This window comes from Stenotrophomonas sp. SY1 (assembly GCF_021202945.1).
Classification (GTDB): domain Bacteria; phylum Pseudomonadota; class Gammaproteobacteria; order Xanthomonadales; family Xanthomonadaceae; genus Stenotrophomonas.
This window is the reverse complement of record NZ_JAJOYR010000002.1, coordinates 1124791-1142388: the sequence shown is the minus strand read 5'-3', so window position 1 is coordinate 1142388 and position 17598 is coordinate 1124791. Positions and strand designations below refer to the sequence as shown.

The 17598-nt window shown below is 65.5% G+C and carries 19 protein-coding genes; 9 read left to right on the top strand and 10 right to left on the bottom strand.

The features are described from left to right. Positions 1-2: 2 nt before the first annotated feature. Positions 3-1301: a homogentisate 1,2-dioxygenase gene (hmgA, locus tag LR961_RS16695; RefSeq protein ID WP_232151057.1), complete on the top strand. Its 1299-nt coding sequence runs from the start codon at positions 3-5 to the stop codon at positions 1299-1301. Positions 1302-1466: 165 nt separating this feature from the next. On the opposite strand, the gene LR961_RS16690 is transcribed toward hmgA, so the two are convergent. After that, complete coding sequence (locus tag LR961_RS16690; RefSeq protein ID WP_232151056.1) at positions 1467-1985, bottom strand: hypothetical protein; 519 nt, start codon at positions 1983-1985, stop codon at positions 1467-1469. A 126-nt stretch (positions 1986-2111) separates the two neighbouring features. On the opposite strand from LR961_RS16690, the gene LR961_RS16685 reads away from it, so the two are divergent. From LR961_RS16685 to LR961_RS16675, 3 genes are all read left to right on the top strand, one after another. After that, positions 2112-2699, top strand: a complete 588-nt coding sequence (locus LR961_RS16685) for a lectin (RefSeq protein WP_232151055.1) — start codon at positions 2112-2114, stop codon at positions 2697-2699. Between the two features lie 75 nt (positions 2700-2774). Next, positions 2775-3725: a calcium/sodium antiporter gene (locus tag LR961_RS16680; protein ID WP_232151054.1), complete on the top strand. Its 951-nt coding sequence runs from the start codon at positions 2775-2777 to the stop codon at positions 3723-3725. A 69-nt stretch (positions 3726-3794) separates the two neighbouring features. Next, positions 3795-4307, top strand: a complete 513-nt coding sequence (locus tag LR961_RS16675) for a hypothetical protein (protein ID WP_232151053.1) — start codon at positions 3795-3797, stop codon at positions 4305-4307. 53 nt (positions 4308-4360) lie between these two features. Here the strand turns inward: LR961_RS16675 and LR961_RS16670 are convergent, their stop codons facing one another. The 9 genes from LR961_RS16670 to LR961_RS16630 all read right to left on the bottom strand — a co-directional run bounded on the left by LR961_RS16670 (position 4361) and on the right by LR961_RS16630 (position 12996). Next, on the bottom strand, positions 4361-4711 hold the full coding sequence (locus LR961_RS16670; protein ID WP_232151052.1) for a Na+/H+ antiporter subunit G: 351 nt from the start codon (positions 4709-4711) through the stop codon (positions 4361-4363). Next, a complete protein-coding gene (locus LR961_RS16665) occupies positions 4708-4950 on the bottom strand; it encodes a K+/H+ antiporter subunit F (protein WP_232151176.1) in 243 nt (80 codons plus the stop codon). Before LR961_RS16665 ends, LR961_RS16670 begins: the two co-directional genes overlap by 4 nt. Positions 4951-4988: 38 nt before the next feature. Further along, on the bottom strand, positions 4989-5495 hold the full coding sequence (locus LR961_RS16660; protein WP_232151051.1) for a Na+/H+ antiporter subunit E: 507 nt from the start codon (positions 5493-5495) through the stop codon (positions 4989-4991). Then, positions 5492-7033, bottom strand: coding sequence for a monovalent cation/H+ antiporter subunit D (locus LR961_RS16655; protein WP_232151050.1), 1542 nt, complete (start codon positions 7031-7033; stop codon positions 5492-5494). The genes LR961_RS16660 and LR961_RS16655 overlap by 4 nt, the downstream gene beginning before the upstream one ends. Continuing rightward, on the bottom strand, positions 7030-7410 hold the full coding sequence (locus LR961_RS16650; RefSeq protein WP_232151049.1) for a Na+/H+ antiporter subunit C: 381 nt from the start codon (positions 7408-7410) through the stop codon (positions 7030-7032). Before LR961_RS16650 ends, LR961_RS16655 begins: the two co-directional genes overlap by 4 nt. Continuing rightward, a complete protein-coding gene (locus tag LR961_RS16645; protein WP_232151048.1) occupies positions 7410-10238 on the bottom strand; it encodes a monovalent cation/H+ antiporter subunit A in 2829 nt (942 codons plus the stop codon). The genes LR961_RS16650 and LR961_RS16645 overlap by 1 nt, the downstream gene beginning before the upstream one ends. Positions 10239-10325: 87 nt before the next feature. Continuing rightward, positions 10326-11261: a universal stress protein gene (locus LR961_RS16640; protein WP_232151047.1), complete on the bottom strand. Its 936-nt coding sequence runs from the start codon at positions 11259-11261 to the stop codon at positions 10326-10328. 245 nt (positions 11262-11506) lie between these two features. Further along, the gene (locus LR961_RS16635) at positions 11507-11980 is read right to left on the bottom strand and encodes an Mpo1-like protein (RefSeq protein WP_232151046.1); all 474 of its coding nucleotides are present in this window, start codon (positions 11978-11980) and stop codon (positions 11507-11509) included. 89 nt (positions 11981-12069) lie between these two features. Beyond that, positions 12070-12996 (bottom strand): phosphoribosylaminoimidazolesuccinocarboxamide synthase, encoded by a 927-nt coding sequence (locus tag LR961_RS16630; RefSeq protein WP_232151045.1) that lies wholly within the window; start codon positions 12994-12996, stop codon positions 12070-12072. A 163-nt stretch (positions 12997-13159) separates the two neighbouring features. Here LR961_RS16630 and LR961_RS16625 point away from each other — a divergent pair, with 163 nt between their 5' ends. From LR961_RS16625 to LR961_RS16605, 5 genes are all read left to right on the top strand, one after another. Further along, positions 13160-13489 (top strand): DnaJ domain-containing protein, encoded by a 330-nt coding sequence (locus LR961_RS16625; protein WP_232151044.1) that lies wholly within the window; start codon positions 13160-13162, stop codon positions 13487-13489. Positions 13490-13501: 12 nt separating this feature from the next. Continuing rightward, positions 13502-14176, top strand: coding sequence for a ribulose-phosphate 3-epimerase (gene rpe / locus LR961_RS16620; protein ID WP_232151043.1), 675 nt, complete (start codon positions 13502-13504; stop codon positions 14174-14176). A 3-nt stretch (positions 14177-14179) separates the two neighbouring features. Further along, the gene (locus LR961_RS16615; RefSeq protein ID WP_232151042.1) at positions 14180-14671 is read left to right on the top strand and encodes a GNAT family N-acetyltransferase; all 492 of its coding nucleotides are present in this window, start codon (positions 14180-14182) and stop codon (positions 14669-14671) included. 252 nt (positions 14672-14923) lie between these two features. Next, positions 14924-15853 carry a lipid kinase YegS gene (yegS, locus tag LR961_RS16610; RefSeq protein WP_232151041.1) on the top strand — a complete coding sequence of 310 codons (930 nt, stop codon included), beginning with the start codon at positions 14924-14926 and terminating at the stop codon, positions 15851-15853. A gap of 271 nt (positions 15854-16124) precedes the next feature. Beyond that, positions 16125-17360, top strand: coding sequence for a Ca2+-dependent phosphoinositide-specific phospholipase C (locus tag LR961_RS16605; protein ID WP_232151040.1), 1236 nt, complete (start codon positions 16125-16127; stop codon positions 17358-17360). Positions 17361-17598: the final 238 nt, after the last annotated feature.

Genomic DNA, 17598 nt, shown 5'->3' with positions numbered 1-17598 from the left:
TCATGGTCAGCAACGGTTATCAATCCGGCTTTGGCAACGAGTTCGCCACCGAGGCCGTGCCCGGCACCTTGCCGGTGGGGCGCAACTCGCCGCAGCGCGTTGCGCATGGTCTTTACGCCGAGCAGTTGACCGGCACCGCATTCACCGCGCCGCGCGGCAGCAACCGCCGCAGCTGGCTGTACCGCATCCGCCCGGCGGTGATGCACGGTGAATTCACCCCGTTCAATCAACCGAACCTGCATGGCGATTTCAGCCATGCCGCCGTGTCGCCCAACCAGCTGCGCTGGGACCCGCTGCCGCTGCCGGCCACGCCCACCGATTTCATCGAAGGGCTGTACACGATGGGCGGCAACGGCTCGCCTGATGCCCATGCCGGTGCCGGCATCCACATGTATGCAGCCAATGCCGACATGCGTGGCCGCTATTTCTACAACGCCGATGGCGAACTGCTGATCGTGCCGCAGCTGGGCCGGTTGCGCCTGCGCACCGAGATGGGCGTGATCGACGTCGAGCCGCAGCAGATCGCAGTGATTCCGCGTGGCGTGCGCTTCGCCGTCGAGCTGCCCGATGGTCAGGCGCGCGGTTACGTCTGCGAGAATTTCGGCGCGCTGCTCAAATTGCCCGACCTTGGCCCGATCGGCAGCAACGGCCTGGCCAATCCGCGTGACTTTGAAACGCCGGTGGCCGCGTATGAAGAACTGGAAGGCCAGTTCGAACTGGTCGCCAAATTCCATGGACGCCTGTGGCGCGCGGATATCAGCCACTCCCCGCTGGACGTGGTCGGCTGGCACGGCAACTACGCGCCGTACCGCTATGACCTGCGCCGCTTCAACACCATCGGTTCGATCAGCTACGACCACCCGGACCCGTCTATCTTCCTGGTGCTGCACTCGGCCAGCGATACGCCGGGGACCAGCAACCTGGACTTCGTGATCTTCCCGCCGCGTTGGCTGGTGGCGCAGAACACCTTCCGTCCGCCCTGGTTCCACCGCAACATCGCCAGCGAATTCATGGGCCTGATCCACGGCGCCTACGACGCGAAGGCCGAAGGCTTCGTGCCCGGTGGCGCGTCGATGCACAACTGCATGAGTGGCCATGGCCCGGATGCGGCGACTTTCGACAAGGCGTCCAATGCCGACTTGTCCAAGCCGGACGTGGTCACCGAAACGATGGCCTTCATGTTCGAGACGCGCGGGGTCATCTGCCCGACCGAGCAGGCCATCGCTGCCGGCCACCGCCAGCGCGAGTATCAGGCCTGCTGGACTGGGCTGCAGAACAACTTCACGCCGCCCAAGGCGTGAAGCAGGCCAGTGGCTCCATGTAGGAGCGGCCTCGGCCGCGAAGCTGGTGATGTTTCCGCCCAAATGAAAACCCGTCATCCCGCAACGCGAGATGGCGGGTTTTTTGTTGAAGAGAAGCGGCACCGGTTTCGCGGTTGAGGCCGCGCCTGCGGAAGCAGAGCGGGCTTACGCCGGCAACGCGACATCCCCGCGCAGTGCTGGCAGATGCACTTCTGGCACCACTTCCAGCAGGCGGGCATGCACGCGCTGCGCATAGCCTTCGGAGGTCAGTGCCGGGAGCTGGGCCAGGGCCAGGCCGATGACGTTGAGGGTATCGGCTTCCTCGCGGGTGGCCTGCAGCTGCCGATGCAAGTGGGCGGCGACCGGGTTGCGCTGCAGCGCCAGGATGTCCAGCACGTAGATGCGCGCGGCGACCATCGAGCGGCGCCGTTCGACGGCGGGCTTGGATTCCGTTGCCGGCGTTGGCGTAGCCGGTGGGGCGGACGATTCCTGGTCGATATGCAGATAGCCGTTGTGCTGCAGTTGCGCGATCAACCCCGGCGCATCGATTCCCAGCAGCATGGTCAGTTCGGCCAGGCTGCGCTTGCCATCGCACAGGATCAGGGCGCGGCGCTGGCGCAGGTCCAGCGGTGCGCGGTGTGCCTGCAACACGTTGTGGGCGAGTTCGGTCTTGCGCGGATGCATGGTCGGCTGACGGGGCGGCGCGAAGGCCCCAGCCTGCCGTGCGCAGGTGAAAGCATGATGACAACATGCACGCCGATGACGGGGTTGTGGTTAGACTCGGCCCCGGTTTCCGCCTGGAGTCGCCGCATGATCCGCATCGCATTGTCCTCGGCTGTCCTGGTCGTCCTGCTGGCGGCCTGCAATCGCACGCCGGAGCCGGCGGCCGCGCCGCAGACACCCGCCGCCACCCCGGAAGCCAGTCCGGCGCCCGCACCGGCCCCGGTTGCCGCCAGCGATGCGGACTGGCAAGGCTATGGCCCGGTGCAGTTGGGCATCGACGCCGAGCAGTTCAATACCGCCTGGGGCAGTGAGCTGCAGGGGGACGTGGTCGCCGATGGTGGCTGTTACTACCTGCAGCCGGCGGGTCAGCGCGAAGGCGGTGTGGCTTTCATGATCGAATCCGGGCGCTTCGTCCGCTATGACCTGCGCACGGCCGATATCGCAGCGCCGGGCGGCGGCAAGGTGGGGCTGGATCTGGCCCGGTTGCAGGCACTGTATCCGCAGGCCGAAGCGCCGCAGCCGCACAAGTACGAAGAAGGCGGCAAGACGCTGCGCGTGCCGGCGGCCGACGGCAGCCAGGGCGTGCTGGTGTTCGAGCTGGGCGCCGATGGCAAGGCCCGCGCCTGGCGGGTTGGGTTGCCGCCGCAGGTGGACTACGTCGAGGGCTGCGGCTGATACGCTGCGCACCATTCACTCAAGGGTGCGTGGCGGTCCTGGCCGCCGCGCCATCGTCGCCGGGAGAGACGCCAGATGTTTGAAGCATTCGCATGGTTCATCGGGGGATTGGTGCTGCTGGCACTGGGCGGCGATTCCATCGTCAAGGCTGCTTCGGGCCTGGCCCAGCGGTTTGGCGCTTCGCCTTTCGTCGCCGGCCTGCTGCTGGTGGCCTTCGGCACTTCATTGCCGGAACTGGCGGTCAATGCGCGCGCGTTCGCGGTGGGAGCGCAGGATCTGGCGCTGGGCAACGCGGTCGGCAGCAACATCGTCAACGTCGGCCTGACCCTGGCGCTGGCCGCGCTGGCTTACCCGCTGGTGGTGCGCACGCGCCTGTTGTCGCCGTTGCTGGTGCTGCTGGCGGTGGCATCGCTGGCGTTGATCGTGTTCGGCCTGGACGGTGCCATCAGCCGCATCGAAGGCATCGTGCTGCTGCTGGGTTTTGTCGCGGTGTTGGCGTTCCTGCTGTCGCGCGCGCGTCGTGAACCGCCCGAACTGCAGGAGAGCATCGCCAACTACGCGACCACCCGCACCGTGCTCGGTCTGAACATCATCCGTTTGGTCATTGCCGTCGTGGTGCTGTACTACGGCGCGCGCTGGGTGGTGCAGGCGGCACCGGTGATCGGCGCCGGCTGGGGCATGTCGCCGCTGCTGGCCGGCCTGTTGCCGGTGGCCATCGGCACCGCGCTGCCGGAGGTGGCTGCGGCCATCGCGGCTGCACGTCGCGGCCAGGGTGACATGGTGGTGGGCCACGTCATCGGTTCCAGCCTGTTCAATATCCTGGTCGTGATCGGTGGCATGGCAGCACTGCGGCCGATGCCGTTGCCGGCTTCGTTCGTGCGGCTGGAACTGCCGGCAGCCATCGTGTTCGTGCTGATGCTGTACCCGATGCTGCGCGGTGACCTGAAGATCACCCGAGGCGAGGGCGCGGTGTTGTTCGTCGCGTTCCTGGCCTGGGTCGGTTTGGAGCTGGCGCTGCTGCACTAAACGAACGATTGGCCGTAGGAGCGGCTTCGGACGAATGCATTGCAGTATCGGGTCATCCGGAACAATGCCATGCGAGCGCAATCCTTCACTGCCTTTTTCTTGTCGCTGCTGTGCTTTCCTGCCGTCTGCGTTGCGCAGGCCACCAAGGAAATCGAAGCCTGGGACCAGACGGGGCGTAGCGAGCTTGCCACTTTGCCAACGGTAGTACGTGCCTATGCCAACTCGATTGGCTGCAATGTCTGGTTCGATCCAAAGAATGTGGTGCGGTGGCAGGGCGAGCCAGGAGGTATTCGCTATCTCGCACTCATCTCAATGGATGTCGGCTGTGCCGGTGGCAGTAGATCCTGGCGCTCGGCATTCATTGCCTTGAGGGAGGGTGCTTCCCGAAAGCTGTATGTCGATCCGGAATTTTCCGGGGAGACTCCCGCTGAGTTCCCCCAGACCATGGATTCACTGGTGAACACGAACGAGGGCGTGCGCTTCATCGGAAGGGTTTGGCGCCCCGGCGATACGGACAACCGGGCTTCGCTAGTTGTCAGAGGAAAGGTGGCCTGGTCGGGAAGTGATTGGACATCCCGATAGCCTGCAAGCAGGCGGGCAGGTCAATGCCGCTTTGCGGCCCAGGGCACGGCTCATCACGATTGCGGTGCGTCGGTCTCGTTCGACTTGCTTTCAGGTGCTTTCGGCCGGCTTTCCATCATCAGCGACAACGCGGCCTTGGCCATCAGGTGCGCGCTGATCGGTGCGGTGATGAACAGGAACACGGTGATCAGCAGCTCGCGTGGCTGCGGGTCCACGCCGAGGAAGATGTGGTACGCCACCGAGCACACCAGCACGCAGCCCACGCCCAGCGTGCTGGCCTTGGTCGGTGCATGCAGGCGCTTGAAGAAATCGGAAAAGCGCACCAGTCCCAGTGCGCCCACCAGGATGAAGAAGCAGCCGAACACCAGCAGTGCCGACAGTGCGATCTGCAGGAAAGTGATCATTCGACGATATCCCGGCGCAGCACGTACTTGCTCAGCACCACGGTGCTGCCGAAACCGAGCATGGCGATCACCAGCGCTGCTTCAAAGTAGATGGCCGAGTCCAGATACAGGCCAAACAACATCAGCTCGGCAATGGCGGTGATGGACAGCGTGTCCAGCGCAAGGATGCGGTCGGGGACGGTCGGGCCGCGTAGCAGGCGCCACAGCGACAGCAGCATCGCCACGCCCACCACATGCATGCACACCACCACGGTGGTCTCAAAAATCTCGTATCCGTTCACGGGAAGATCTCCATCAGCGGCGCTTCGTAGCGCGACTTGATCTCGGCAATCAGGCTGTCGGCATCCTCAAGGTGCAGCACGTGCACCAGCAGATGGCGGCGGTCTTCGGACAGGGCCGCCGAGACCGTGCCCGGGGTCAGGGTGATGAAGCTGGTCAGCGCGGCAATGCCGTGGATGTTGTCGATGTCCAGTGGCACCCAGATGAAGCCGGGCTTGAGCCGGCGCTCCGGGCCGAGCACCTGGATGGCGACGCGGATGTTGGAGAGCAGGATGTCCCACAACACCACGAACAACAGTTTCGGCACTGGCCGCAAGCTGCCGAGGCGGGCGAACTCGCGGTCCAGCCGCGTTGCGAACAAGGGGATTACCAGGCCCAGCAGCAAGCCCAGCACCAACTGCCCCAGGTCGAAGCTGGAGGACATCACCATCCAGAACGCGACGACGGTGATCGACAGGGCCGGCGACGGGAACAACCGGCGCAGCAGTGGACGGCGCGTGCTCATGGCTGCCTCAGCTGCGGCGTGGTGCCGCGAATGTCATTGACGTACTGCTCCGGCGCCAGCAACTGCGCGGCGATGGCATCGGTCTGGCGCATCAGCGGTGCGACAAACACGGTCATTGCCACCACATAGGCCAGCAGCAGGCTGGCAGCCGCGGTTTCAAATGGGCGTGCCGGGGCATCGACGGACGGTTCGGGCACGGCGTCCTCGTCTCCGGGCACATGCCAGAACAGGCGGATGCCGGTGCGTGCCAGGCCCATGATCACCAGCAGGCTGCTGCCCAGCACCGCTGCCCAGACCACGCCGGTATGCGCGTCCGGCACGGCCGAGAGCAGCGCCACCTTGGCCAGGAAACCGGCCAGCGGCGGCAGGCCCGCCACGGCCACCGCGGACACCAGGAACAACAGGCCGGGCACGGTCTTGCCCGGCAGCACCGTGAGTTCACCCTCGCGACGCTCGCCCGCACGAATGCGGCGGCGGCGGATCAGGTCGGCGACCAGGAACATCGCCGCGGCGGTGAAGGTGCTGTGCGGCAGGTAGAACAGGCCCGCCGAAATCGTGCCGGCGTTGCCCAGCGCAAAGGCGATGAACAACGTCGCCGCCGAGACCACCACCAGATACGCCACCAGCACGCTCATGCGGGTTGCCGCCAGGGCACCCAGCGCAGCGACGACCAGCGTGGCAATGCCGGCCCACAGCAACCAGTCGGCACCGTAGCCGCTCATCGCGCCGGCTGCCGCACCGAACCACAGCGTGCTCACCCGCAGCACCGCGTACAGGCCGACCTTGGTCATGATCACGAACAGCGCAGCCACCGCCGCCGGCGCACGTGCATAGGACTCGGGCAGCCACAGGTACAGCGGCAGCAACGCGGCCTTGGAGCAGAACACCAGCAACAACAGCCCCAGCGCCGCCTTGGCGAGCTTCAGGTGTGACGGTGGCAGCTCGGCGATGCGCTGGCTGATCTCGGCCATGTTCAACGAGCCCAGCGTGGCGTACAGCATGCCCAGCGCGATCAGGAACATCGTCGAGGCGGCGATGTTGAACACCACGTAGTGCAGGCCGATACGCATGCGCAGGCCACGGCCGCCGGACAGCAGCAGACCATAGGAGGCGATCAGCAGCACCTCGAAGAACACGAACAGGTTGAAGATATCGCCGGTCAGGAATGCACCGTTGAGCCCGACCAGCTGGAACTGGAACAGCGCGTGGAAGTGCGGTGCACGCCGGTCCCAACCGGTGCAGGCGTACAGCAGGCAGGCGATGGCCAGCAGCGTCGTGGTGCCCAGCATCCAGCCGGCCAGCCGGTCGGCGACAAGGGCAATGCCCAATCGTGCCGGCCAGTCACCGAGCAGGTAGGCCGAAATCTGGCCTTCGCTGGTCTGCGCGAACAACAGCGCCACCACCACCGACAGCGCGGCCATGCTCAACCACGCCACGCTGCGCTGCACCTTGGGCCCGTAGCGGCGGTGCTCGATGAACAGTGACAGCGAGGCGCCGAGCAGCGGAATCAGGATCGGCAGGATCACCAGGTGATTCATGCGCCGGCTCCCGGCCGGGCATCGGCCGAAGCAACTGGTTCGGGCTCGTGCGCATCGACGTGGTCACTGTGGTTGTCGCTGCGGCTGCGCATGGCCAGCACGATGCTCACGGCGGTCATCGCGAAGGCGATGACGATGGCGGTCAGCACCAGCGCCTGCGGCAACGGGTCGGTGTAGTGCGCCAGGCTGGTCGCCACGCCGTCCTTGAGCACCGGTGCCTTGCCGATCACCGGCCGGCCTGCGCTGAAGATCAGCAGGTTGGTGGCGTAGGACAGGAAGGTCATGCCGAGGATCACATCGAAGCTGCGTGCCCGCAGCATCAGGTAGATGCCGATGCCAGCCAGTACGCCGATGGCGCTTGCCAGGGCCAGTTCCATCAGTGCATCTCCCCGGTACGTGCCGAACGGCGGTTGATATCGATTTCGCCGTGACGGGCGTTGCGGGTACGCGAGGGCTTGATCGTGCCCATCATCGACAGGATCAGCATCACCCCGCCAAACACCACCAGGTACACGCCGGTATCAAAACCAATCGCGCTGGCCAGCGGCACGGTGCCGATCAGCGGCAGTTCCAGGTCGAGGTGGCCGCTGGTCAGGAACGGCACGCCGAACAGCAGCGAGGCCGCGCCACTGAGCAGGGCGATCAACAGGCCCAGGCCGATGCAGCGGATGTAGTCGAAGCCGAACCGCGATTCGACCGAGGCCGTGCCCTGGATCACGTACTGGATCAGCAGCGGCACCGCCAGCACCAGGCCAGCGACAAAGCCGCCACCGGGCGCGTTGTGGCCGCGCAGGAACAGGAAGATGGAGACGGTCAGCGTCAGCGGGAACATGATCTGGGCCAGATCGGCCGGCACCGGCAGCTTGATCGGCGGGCCCGGCATGATCTGTTCCGGCGCCATCCGCGAGCGCCGCAGCAAGGCATGCACCACCAGCGCGGCGATGCCGAAAACGGTGATCTCGCCGAAGGTATCAAAGCCTCGGAAGTCGACCAGGATCACGTTCACCACGTTGTGGCCGTAAGCCTCCGGCAGCGAGCGCACCAGCAGCTCGCCGGCCATGGTGTTGGGCGGCAGGGTCATCAGCGAATAGGCCAGCGCCGCAAGACCACCGCCGGCAACGATGGCGATCAGCGCATCACGGCGCTTGCGCCAGCGCGAATGCTCGGGCGGTGACTGTGCTGGCAGGTAGTTCATGGCCAGCAGCATCAGCGCCAGTGTGACCATCTCCACCATCAGCTGGGTCAGGGCCAGATCCGGTGCGGACAGGAATACGAAGGTCAGCGCCACCATCAAGCCGGTGCCGCCCATCACGATCACCGCCAGCAGGCGCTGCTGGAACAGGAACAGGCCGGCGAACGCGCAGGCCAGCATCACCAGCCACAAAGTCCAGCCCAGCAGCGGAATCGGCTGCGGTGCCGGCCAGGTCGGCATCGCCGGATTGGCGATGAACGGGGCGGCGGCCACGATCACCGCCACCAGTACCAGCGCCATCAGCATGCGTTGCAGGCTGCCGTTGGCCAGTGCGGCGGTGAATCGATGAGCAAAGCCGAACAGCAGGTCCAGGCAGCGATGGAACAGGTGCTTGCCCAGCGGGCGGTTGTTCACCGCGTACAGATCGATGAAGCGGCGCAGGCCGAAGTACAGCGCGATACCACCGACCACGCCGATGGCGCTCATCGCCAACGGCAGATTGAAGCCGTGCCATACCGACAGGCTGTATTCGGGCATCGATGTACCGAGGATCGAGCCAGCCGCCGCGTGCAGCACCGGGGCCACGGTCAGCGCCGGCGCGATGCCCACGGCCAGGCAGATCACCACCAGCACTTCCACCGGCACCTTCATCCAGCGCGGCGGTTCGTGCGGCACCACATCGATGTCGATCGGGCCCTTGCCGAAGAACGTGTCATGGACGAAGCGCAGGCTGTAGGCCACGCCGAGGATGCCGGCCAGCAACGCAGCAACGCTCACCGCCGTACGCATCCAGTCCGGGCCGCCGGTGGCCAGCGCTTCGGCAAACAGCATCTCCTTGGACAGGAAGCCGTTGAGCAGCGGGATGCCGGCCATCGCCAGCGAGGCGACGATGGCCAGGGTGCTGGTGATCGGCATCAGGCGGCGCAGGCCGCCGAGCCGGCGCATGTCGCGGGTGCCGGTCTCATGGTCGATGATGCCGGCGGCCATGAACAACGAGGCCTTGAAGGTGGCGTGGTTGAGGATGTGGAACACGCCGGCGACCACCGCCATCGGCGTGGACAGGCCGAACAGCAGCGTGATCAGGCCAAGGTGGGAGATGGTGGAGTAGGCCAGCAGGCCCTTGAGGTCGTGCTGGAAGATCGCATTCCACGCACCCACCAGCAGCGTGATCGCGCCGATGCCGCTAACCACATAGAAGAACAGCTCGGTGCCGGCCAATGCCGGGTGCAGGCGTGCCAGCAGGAATACGCCGGCCTTCACCATCGTGGCCGAGTGCAGATAGGCCGATACCGGCGTCGGCGCGGCCATCGCATGCGGCAGCCAGAAGTGGAACGGGAACTGCGCGCTCTTGGTGAAGATGCCGGCCAGCACCAGCAGCAGCGCCCACGGATACAGCGCACTGGCGCGGATCAGGTCACCCGAAGCCAGCACCACGTCCAGGTCGAAACTGCCGACGATACGGCCGATCAGCAACACGCCGGCCAGCAAGGCCAGGCCGCCACCGCCGGTGACGATCAGCGCCATGCGTGCGCCTTCGCGTGCGTCCTTGCGGTGCGACCAGAAGCCGATCAGCAGGAACGAGCTGATGCTGGTCAGCTCCCAGAACACCATCAACAGCAGCAGGTTGCCGGACAGCACCATGCCCAGCATCGCGCCCATGAACAGCAGCAGATAGCTGTAGAAGCGCCGCGTGCTGTCTTTCGGCGACAGGTAGTAATGCGCGTACAGCACCACCAGTGCACCGATGCCCAGCACCAGCCCGGCGAACATCCAGGCCAGGCCATCCATGCGCAGGCTGAAGTCCAGGCCGATCTGCGGCAGCCACGGCCAACTGTTGCGGATCACCTCACCATCGAGCACCGCCGGGGTCAGGTAACCGAGCAGCGCAACCCCGAGTACGGGCGCGGCGCCGGCCAGGCACGCAGCAGCGGTCCGCGACAGGCGGCCATGCAGGGCGATGGCGGCCGCCAGCAGGAAAGGCAGGCAAAGGAGCAGCAGCAGGACTGGCGTCATGAAGGAACGTCAGGTCAGAAAAGCGGGTCTGCGAGTCTAACAGGCACTTTTTTGCCTCCGACACTTTTTCTGAACGGGTCGTTCGGGTTAAACCGATGCTGCCGCATCCGCATTGGCGGCTGCCAGCGAACGTGGATCACGCACCAGCAGCGTGTCCGTTTCCAGTGTTTCCACCAGCCGCCGGGCCACCGAGCCGATCAGCAGGTCGAACAGGGCGCTGCGCCCGTGGGTGGCGACGATCACCAGTTCCATGTCGGCGGCGCGGGCATGTTCGGTCAGCATCCGCGCCGGATCACCCGGCTCGATCAGCTTGGACACATGGGCCTGGCCCAGCAGCGGGCGCAGCCCTGCCAGCAGCGCCTGGGCCTGTTCGCGGGCACCGCTGCGCTCCTGTTCCTGCAGCGCCTCCCGGTCGCCGGTCAGCAGCACGCTGCCGGGCGATTCCAGTGCATGCACCAGCGACAGTTGCAGCGGTGGGCCGAACAGGTCCAATGCGCAACGGGCGGCCTGTTCGGCGCTGTCGGAGAAGTCGCTGGCCAGGGCCAGGTTGCGGTAAGGCCCACGCACGCGGTCATGGACGATCAGCACCGGCAGGGTCGAGTGCCGGGTCAGCCACAGCACGCTGGAGCCGACCATCGGCAGTTCAAACAGCGGGTCGCTGGCGATGCCGGTGATGATCAGGCCGCAGTCTTCCTCGGCTGCCAGCTGCAGTATGGCGCGGCCGACATGGCCCTGGCCCACGCGCACGTCCACGGCTACATCGGTGACCTCGCCTTCGAACAGGCGCCGCAGGCGTTGCTCGGCCACTGGTCGGGTCAGGTTTTCATCCAGTGGTGGCGCTGCGGGCAGCAACTGCGCGAGCAACTCGGTTGCGTTGTTGTCCGGCAGAACCGTCGCCACCACCAATCGCGCCTTCCATTGCCGCGCCAGTTGCAGCGCACGTGCCAGGGCGCGATCACCGCGTGCACTCAAGTCGGTAGCCAGCAGGATGCTGGTCGGCGGGGGGCTGGCAGAAGTGGTCATCGGCATCCTCACGGCAGTCGCTGCGAGTCTACCCACGGGCGAATCTGCTCCGTGTCGAGACATGGGGCGGTGCGCAACGCAGGGACGCGGCGGGAGTCCGGTGCATGATCGAAGCCATGATGGGAGTTGCTCTCCCGTTGGCCCGAGAGGGGGAGCCGCAATGGACAGCTCCCATCGTTCAATCCTCTCCTGCAGCAGGCGCAGGACAGGGGCCCGGGTGGCCAGTACCGTGCTGGCTTGCCTGTTCAGTACCGCCAGCCGAATTGCCGGAACAGCTTGGCCAGCACCCAGATGGGCCCGATCAGCAGGTAGGTCAGGTCGGTAAGGAAGCTGGGGCGGCGGCCTTCGATCTTGTGGCCGATGAACTGCGCGATCCATGCCAGCACGAACACACCGATGGCGATGCGCAGCAACATCGGGATGCCCAGCCGGTCTTCCAGCAACCGGCAGATGCAGCCGCTGACGAAGAACAGGATCAACATGCCGATGCCCAGCGGGCGTGACAGGCGGTTGTAGTAGGCCCAGGTGCCGAACATCGCCAGCGCGGCCCAGATGCCGTGCTGGAACCAGGGTAGCAGCGGCGGGATGCACCACAGCAGGGCAATCACCGACCACAGGATGGCCGGTACTGCCACCACATGGATGGCCTGGTTGGTGCTGTTGCGGTGGTCGCCGGAATAGCTGGCGAAGTAGCGGTCGACCGGACGTGCCGTGCTCATGTCGATGTTCCCTCCCAGGAATGACCGGCAGAGCATAGCGCGGCTTCCCTACGGGCGCGCACGGTAGTTCCGGCGCGCCCGTGTCGGGGTCAGTCGATATGAATTCCAGCCAGCTTCTCAAGCGCCTCGGCGTACTTGTCGCGGGTGCGCTCGATCACTTCGGCCGGCAGTTCCGGGCCCGGGGCGGTTTTGCCCCAGTCCAGCGTTTCCAGGTAATCGCGGACGAACTGCTTGTCGTAGCTCGGCGGGCTGATGCCTACCTGGTACTCGTCGGCCGGCCAGTAGCGCGAGGAATCCGGCGTCAGCATCTCGTCCATGATGTACAGGCGGCCGTCGGCATCGGTGCCGAACTCGAACTTGGTATCGGCCAGCAGGATGCCGCGCTCGGCCGCGTATTCGGCGGCGAACTTGTAGATGCGCAGGGTGGCGTCACGCACCTTCTCGGCCAGGTCCGCGCCGACCGATTTGACCATCGCATCGAAATCGATGTTCTCGTCGTGGTCGCCGACGGCAGCCTTGGTGGACGGGGTGAAGATCGGCTCGGGCAGCTTTTCGGCCTGCTGCAGCCCGTTGGGCAGCTGGATGCCGCTGATCTTGCCGGTGCGCTGGTAGTCCTTCCAGCCGCTGCCGATCAGGTAACCGCGGGCGATGGCTTCCACCGGGACCGGCTTGAGCTTCTTGGTCACCACCGCGCGCTTGGCGTACAGCGCCGGGTCCACGCCTTCGGGCAGCACGCTGGCCACGTCGATGCCGGTCAGGTGATTGGGCATCAGGTGCGCGGTCTTGGCGAACCAGAAGTTGGACACCTGGCACAGCATCTCGCCCTTGCCCGGGATCGGGTCGGGCAGCACCACGTCGAAGGCTGACAGGCGGTCGGTGGCCACGATCAGCAGGTACTCGCCAGGAGGAGTGCCGGCGGGCAGACGTTCGCGCGGGATATCGAACACATCACGCACCTTGCCGCGATGGCGCAAGGGCAGGCCGGGAAGATCGGATTGCAACAGCGTGGTTGGCACGGGCACTCCTGGGACTTGGCTGTGAAGCCGCCGGCGTGGAGGACCCGGGCTTGGAGGACCGTAGGGGCCCGCGGCTGGTCGGCGGGCGGCCTAGTGTAAAGCCGGATTGGGCCGCTGTGGCATAAAATGCAGGGCCCGCCCGTCCGGAATATTCCCCCCGCCCATGCGCTGGTACGGAAAATTGCTTGGTTTCATCGCTGGGGCCCTGCTTTTCAGGCCCAATCCGTTGTTTGGCGCGGTCATCGGGCTGCTGCTCGGGCACGCCTTTGACAGCGATTGGTTCCGCCTGGGCAAGGACCTTCCTTACCGTGAATTGGGTCTCACCCGGGACGCCACCGACGCCGAGATCGACTTGGCCTATCGCCGGCTGATGTCCCAGTACCACCCCGACAAAGTGGCCGGCGCCGCGCCCGAACTGCGCGCCCAGGCCGAGAAGAAGGCCCGGCAGGTCAACGCCGCCTACGACCGCATCAAAACCCTGCGCAAACGCTGAAAGGCCCACCTCATGTCCAACTGCATCATTGCCCCGTCCATCCTGTCGGCCAACTTCGCCAAGCTGGGCGAAGAGGTGGACAACGTTCTCGCCGCCGGTGCCGACTGGGTCCATTTCGACGTGATGGACAACCACTACGTGCCCAACCTGACCATCGGCCCGATGGTCTGCCAGGCGCTGCGCAAGCACGGCGTCACCGCGCCGATCGACGTGCACCTGATGGTCGAGCCGGTGGACCGCATCGTGCCGGACTTCGCCGAGGCCGGTGCCAGCATCATCAGCTTCCACCCCGAAGCCAGCCGCCACGTTCACCGCACCATCCAGCTGATCAAGTCGCACGGCTGCAAGGCCGGCCTGGTGCTGAACCCGGCCACCCCGGTGGAAGTGCTGGACTGGGTGCTGGAAGACCTGGACCTGGTGCTGCTGATGTCGGTCAACCCGGGCTTCGGTGGCCAGGCCTTCATCCCGTCCACGCTGGACAAGCTGCGTGCGGTGCGGGCGATGATCGACAAGCTCGGCAAGCCGATCACGCTGGAAGTGGACGGCGGCGTGAAGGCCGACAACATCGGCGCCATCGCCGCTGCCGGCGCCGATGCGTTCGTCGCCGGCTCGGCCATTTTCAACGTGCCGGACTACGCCGAAGTCATCGCCAAGATGCGCGGCAACGTCGCCGCCGCACGGGGCTGATCGATGACCGCGCCCGGCATGCGGATTCGTCCGGCTACCGCGGAGGATGCGGGCCTGATCCTGCACTTCATCCGCGAGCTGGCCATCTACGAAAAGGCCGAATCCTCGGTGCAGACCGACGAGGCTGGCATTCGTGCCAGCCTGTTCGGCGCGGATGCCAAAGCGCAGGCACTGGTGTGCGAGCGTGATGGGCAGGCCATCGGCTACGCGGTGTATTTCTACAACTATTCCACGTGGCTGGGCCGCAACGGCATCTATCTGGAAGACCTGTACGTGAGCCCGGAACATCGCGGCAGCGGAGCCGGCAAGGCGCTGCTGCAGCACATCGCCAGGCTCGCGGTGGAGCAGGGTTGTGGGCGTTTCGAGTGGTCGGTGCTGGACTGGAATACGCCTGCGATCGAGTTCTATCGCGCGGCTGGCGCATTGCCGCAGGACGAGTGGACCGTATATCGCCTGCAGGGCGACGCGCTGCGGAAGTTTGCGCAGGACGCATGACAGTAGTGCCGGGCCATGCTCGGCACGAACTTCTCCCGTACTGCTTGAGCGCAGCATGGCTGCGCTCTATATGGGAAAAAAAAGCCGCAGTGTCGCCACTGCGGCCGGGGAATTCGTCGGAGGCTGATCCTGCCTCCATCCATCGTCCCTGCTATGGCCTTTCATTCTCCGGACGCTTGATGACGGTGTCGTGACATTCATCAGGCCAGCAGCAAGAGCTTGCTAGGCTGCGCGTCCCCTAGGGAGAAATGTATGGTCAACGCGCACTGGTATCTGGTCCTCAACGGAAAATCCGCAGGCGATGACGCTGTGCGCGAGGCAGTAAGGGTCATGCGCGAACACGGTCAGGAGTTGTCGGTACGGGTGACGTGGGAAACCGGTGATGCGGAGCGTTACGTGCGCGAAGCGATTGCCGCGAACGCCGTGATGGTCGTTGCTGGCGGTGGTGATGGGACCTTGAGCGAGGTGGCCCAGGCGCTGGCCCACACCGGACATGACGCGCTCGCATTACCGGCGTTGGCACTGATGCCCTTGGGCACCGCCAATGATTTCGCCTCTGCAGCCGGTATCCCCTTCGAGCCGCTGCCGGCACTGCAGTTGGCCGCCCGCAGCCCGGCAGTGCCCATGGATCTGTTGCAGGTGGAAGGCGATGGCCAGGTGCACTGGTGCGCCAATCTTGCCAGTGGCGGCTTCGGTACCGATGTCACCGTGGAAACCCATGATGGCTTGAAGAAGGTGCTCGGCGGCCTGGCCTATGTCGTGACCGGCATTTCCAGGTTGGGGCGGATCGAGCCGGTGCATGCCCGTATCCATGGCGAGGGCTTCCACTGGGAAGGGGGCTTCATCGCCCTGGGCATCGGCAATGGTCGCCAGGCCGGTGGGGGGCAGGCGCTGTGTCCGGATGCCTTGGTGGACGATGGCCTGCTGGATCTGACCATCGTTCCAGAGCTGGCGGGGGAACTGATGCCCACGCTCAGCACCCTGTTCAGCGAGGGCAAGCATGCCGCGCTCGAACAGGTGGCCGAGCGTGCCCGGCTGCGCGAGCTTTGGATAGAAGCCGAGCAGCCGATGACCCTGAATCTGGACGGCGAACCCCTGCGGGCCCGCCGTTTCCATGTGCGTTGCGAGGCGGGACGGGTGCGGATGCATCTGCCAATGCGCACGGAGCTGCTGTCTGGTTGATGCGACGTCGGCATCTGCTGCAGTGCTGGCAACGATGTGAACGATGCATCCGGGAATGCATCTGTTGATGCCCCGGTCTGTTGAGGTGGACGAGGGTCCAGTCGCAACAGAGGGTGGCAGTGCAGCATCTGAAAACGCGGGCAGAACCAGGCGGCGAAAAGGAGTACGCACTGTCCTGAAAACGTGTGCGTCTGGCCATGCGTGCGTAAGCCCGCTGTCATTGCGCCTACCTAGGATCGCGCCCTGATTTCCTGTTCGGCTTGATCCGCTCATGTTCCTGCGCCTGTCTTTCCCTGTCTTTTCCATTCGCAGCGCCCCCGTGCTTCTGTACCTGCTGGCTATGGCGCTGGGCGTCTGCTCCGCGGGTGTGTCGGCGACGGAGCCGCGCCTGAACCAGATCCAGGTCATCGGTACCCACAACAGTTACCGCCTGGCCGCCGATGCACGGGTGTTTGGCGTGATGGACCCGTTGCTCAAGCCGCTCATCGAGGATTCGATCAGGCAGATGCCTGCGCAACGGCGGCGCGAGTATGTCGACGAGCATCCGCACGCGTTCACCGGTGGCCTTGCGCAGCCGCTGAAATACCGCTTCCCGTCGCTGGAGACGCAGTTGCGCGCGGGACTGCGCAGCATCGAACTCGACCTTCATGTGGATCATGAAGGCGGTCGGTTCAGTGACCCGTTGTCCTATCGCCTGCTGCGGGCGCAGGGCGAAAAGGAGCTCGAGCCGCTTTACGATGCGGCGTTGCAGGCACCGGGCTTGAAGGTCCTGCATATGGCGGATGTCGACTTCCGCAGCAGTTGCCCGTCCTTCCGGATCTGCCTGCGGCAGCTGCGCAGCTGGTCCGATGCCACGCCGGGGCATTCGCCCGTGTTCGTACTGTTGGAGCCCAAGTTCGGCGGCCATGCGAAAGCCCTCGCCGGGGCCACGCCGGTCGCACCATTCGACGCCCGCGCGTTCGCGGAATTGGATGCCTCCATCATCGAGGTGCTGGGGCGGGAGCGGGTGCTTGCACCGGATGACCTGCGCGGCAGGTCGGCCACGCTGGAGGCCGCCGCGCGTGCCGGCCGGTGGCCCACCCTGGAGCAGGCAAGTGGAAAGTTTGTTTTCCTGATGATCGTGCCCGGGATGAATCTGGGCACGTTCGCCCCGTATCTGCAGGGGCATCCCAATCTGGAAGGACGCATGGCATTCGTGCAGGGCCGGCCGGGCATGGACCACACGGCGTTCGTGATGATCGACAACGCACTTACGCGTGGCGATGAGATACGCCAACGGGTCAGTGAAGGCTATCTGGTCCGCAGTCGCGCCGATATCGATACCGGGGAGGCCCGCGCCAATGACAGCCGCCGGCGTGAGGCGGCGCTGGCAAGTGGCGCGCAGATCATCTCGACCGATTACCCGTTCGCACCGAACATCTTCGGCAACGACTATGTGGTCCAGCCGTTCGATAACGGCTGGCGCTTGAATCCGGTCACTGCGGACGAGAGCGGGCGGACACGGTAGACCGCTCTCGTCCGCTCCCCGGGACACGTTGGCTGGCCCCAGCGGCAAGGTGGTTTCCCGGCATCGGCAGCAGCTCCTGAATGGGGCGAAGATCCGGCCACGGCTAAGCCCCGGCGGTCCCTGACCGTTGCGATTGCAAGCAAGTTCCGCCGGCCGCGCTCCCACGCGCGGCCGCAGTTGCGGTAAAGTGCGCCGGTGCCCATTCTGACGACCAAGCGTTCCCTTTCTTCCGCTCGCC

What these genes read in the sequence shown, in the direction of transcription:
- hmgA (WP_232151057.1), top strand. Translation starts at nt 3, where the DNA reads ATGGTCAGCAACGGTTATCAATCCGGCTTTGGCAACGAGTTCGCCACC.
- LR961_RS16690 (WP_232151056.1), bottom strand. Translation starts at nt 1,985, where the DNA reads ATGCATCCGCGCAAGACCGAACTCGCCCACAACGTGTTGCAGGCACAC.
- LR961_RS16685 (WP_232151055.1), top strand. Translation starts at nt 2,112, where the DNA reads ATGATCCGCATCGCATTGTCCTCGGCTGTCCTGGTCGTCCTGCTGGCG.
- LR961_RS16680 (WP_232151054.1), top strand. Translation starts at nt 2,775, where the DNA reads ATGTTTGAAGCATTCGCATGGTTCATCGGGGGATTGGTGCTGCTGGCA.
- LR961_RS16675 (WP_232151053.1), top strand. Translation starts at nt 3,795, where the DNA reads ATGCGAGCGCAATCCTTCACTGCCTTTTTCTTGTCGCTGCTGTGCTTT.
- LR961_RS16670 (WP_232151052.1), bottom strand. Translation starts at nt 4,711, where the DNA reads ATGATCACTTTCCTGCAGATCGCACTGTCGGCACTGCTGGTGTTCGGC.
- LR961_RS16665 (WP_232151176.1), bottom strand. Translation starts at nt 4,950, where the DNA reads ATGCATGTGGTGGGCGTGGCGATGCTGCTGTCGCTGTGGCGCCTGCTA.
- LR961_RS16660 (WP_232151051.1), bottom strand. Translation starts at nt 5,495, where the DNA reads ATGAGCACGCGCCGTCCACTGCTGCGCCGGTTGTTCCCGTCGCCGGCC.
- LR961_RS16655 (WP_232151050.1), bottom strand. Translation starts at nt 7,033, where the DNA reads ATGAATCACCTGGTGATCCTGCCGATCCTGATTCCGCTGCTCGGCGCC.
- LR961_RS16650 (WP_232151049.1), bottom strand. Translation starts at nt 7,410, where the DNA reads ATGGAACTGGCCCTGGCAAGCGCCATCGGCGTACTGGCTGGCATCGGC.
- LR961_RS16645 (WP_232151048.1), bottom strand. Translation starts at nt 10,238, where the DNA reads ATGACGCCAGTCCTGCTGCTGCTCCTTTGCCTGCCTTTCCTGCTGGCG.
- LR961_RS16640 (WP_232151047.1), bottom strand. Translation starts at nt 11,261, where the DNA reads ATGACCACTTCTGCCAGCCCCCCGCCGACCAGCATCCTGCTGGCTACC.
- LR961_RS16635 (WP_232151046.1), bottom strand. Translation starts at nt 11,980, where the DNA reads ATGAGCACGGCACGTCCGGTCGACCGCTACTTCGCCAGCTATTCCGGC.
- LR961_RS16625 (WP_232151044.1), top strand. Translation starts at nt 13,160, where the DNA reads ATGCGCTGGTACGGAAAATTGCTTGGTTTCATCGCTGGGGCCCTGCTT.
- rpe (WP_232151043.1), top strand. Translation starts at nt 13,502, where the DNA reads ATGTCCAACTGCATCATTGCCCCGTCCATCCTGTCGGCCAACTTCGCC.
- LR961_RS16615 (WP_232151042.1), top strand. Translation starts at nt 14,180, where the DNA reads ATGACCGCGCCCGGCATGCGGATTCGTCCGGCTACCGCGGAGGATGCG.
- yegS (WP_232151041.1), top strand. Translation starts at nt 14,924, where the DNA reads ATGGTCAACGCGCACTGGTATCTGGTCCTCAACGGAAAATCCGCAGGC.
- LR961_RS16605 (WP_232151040.1), top strand. Translation starts at nt 16,125, where the DNA reads ATGTTCCTGCGCCTGTCTTTCCCTGTCTTTTCCATTCGCAGCGCCCCC.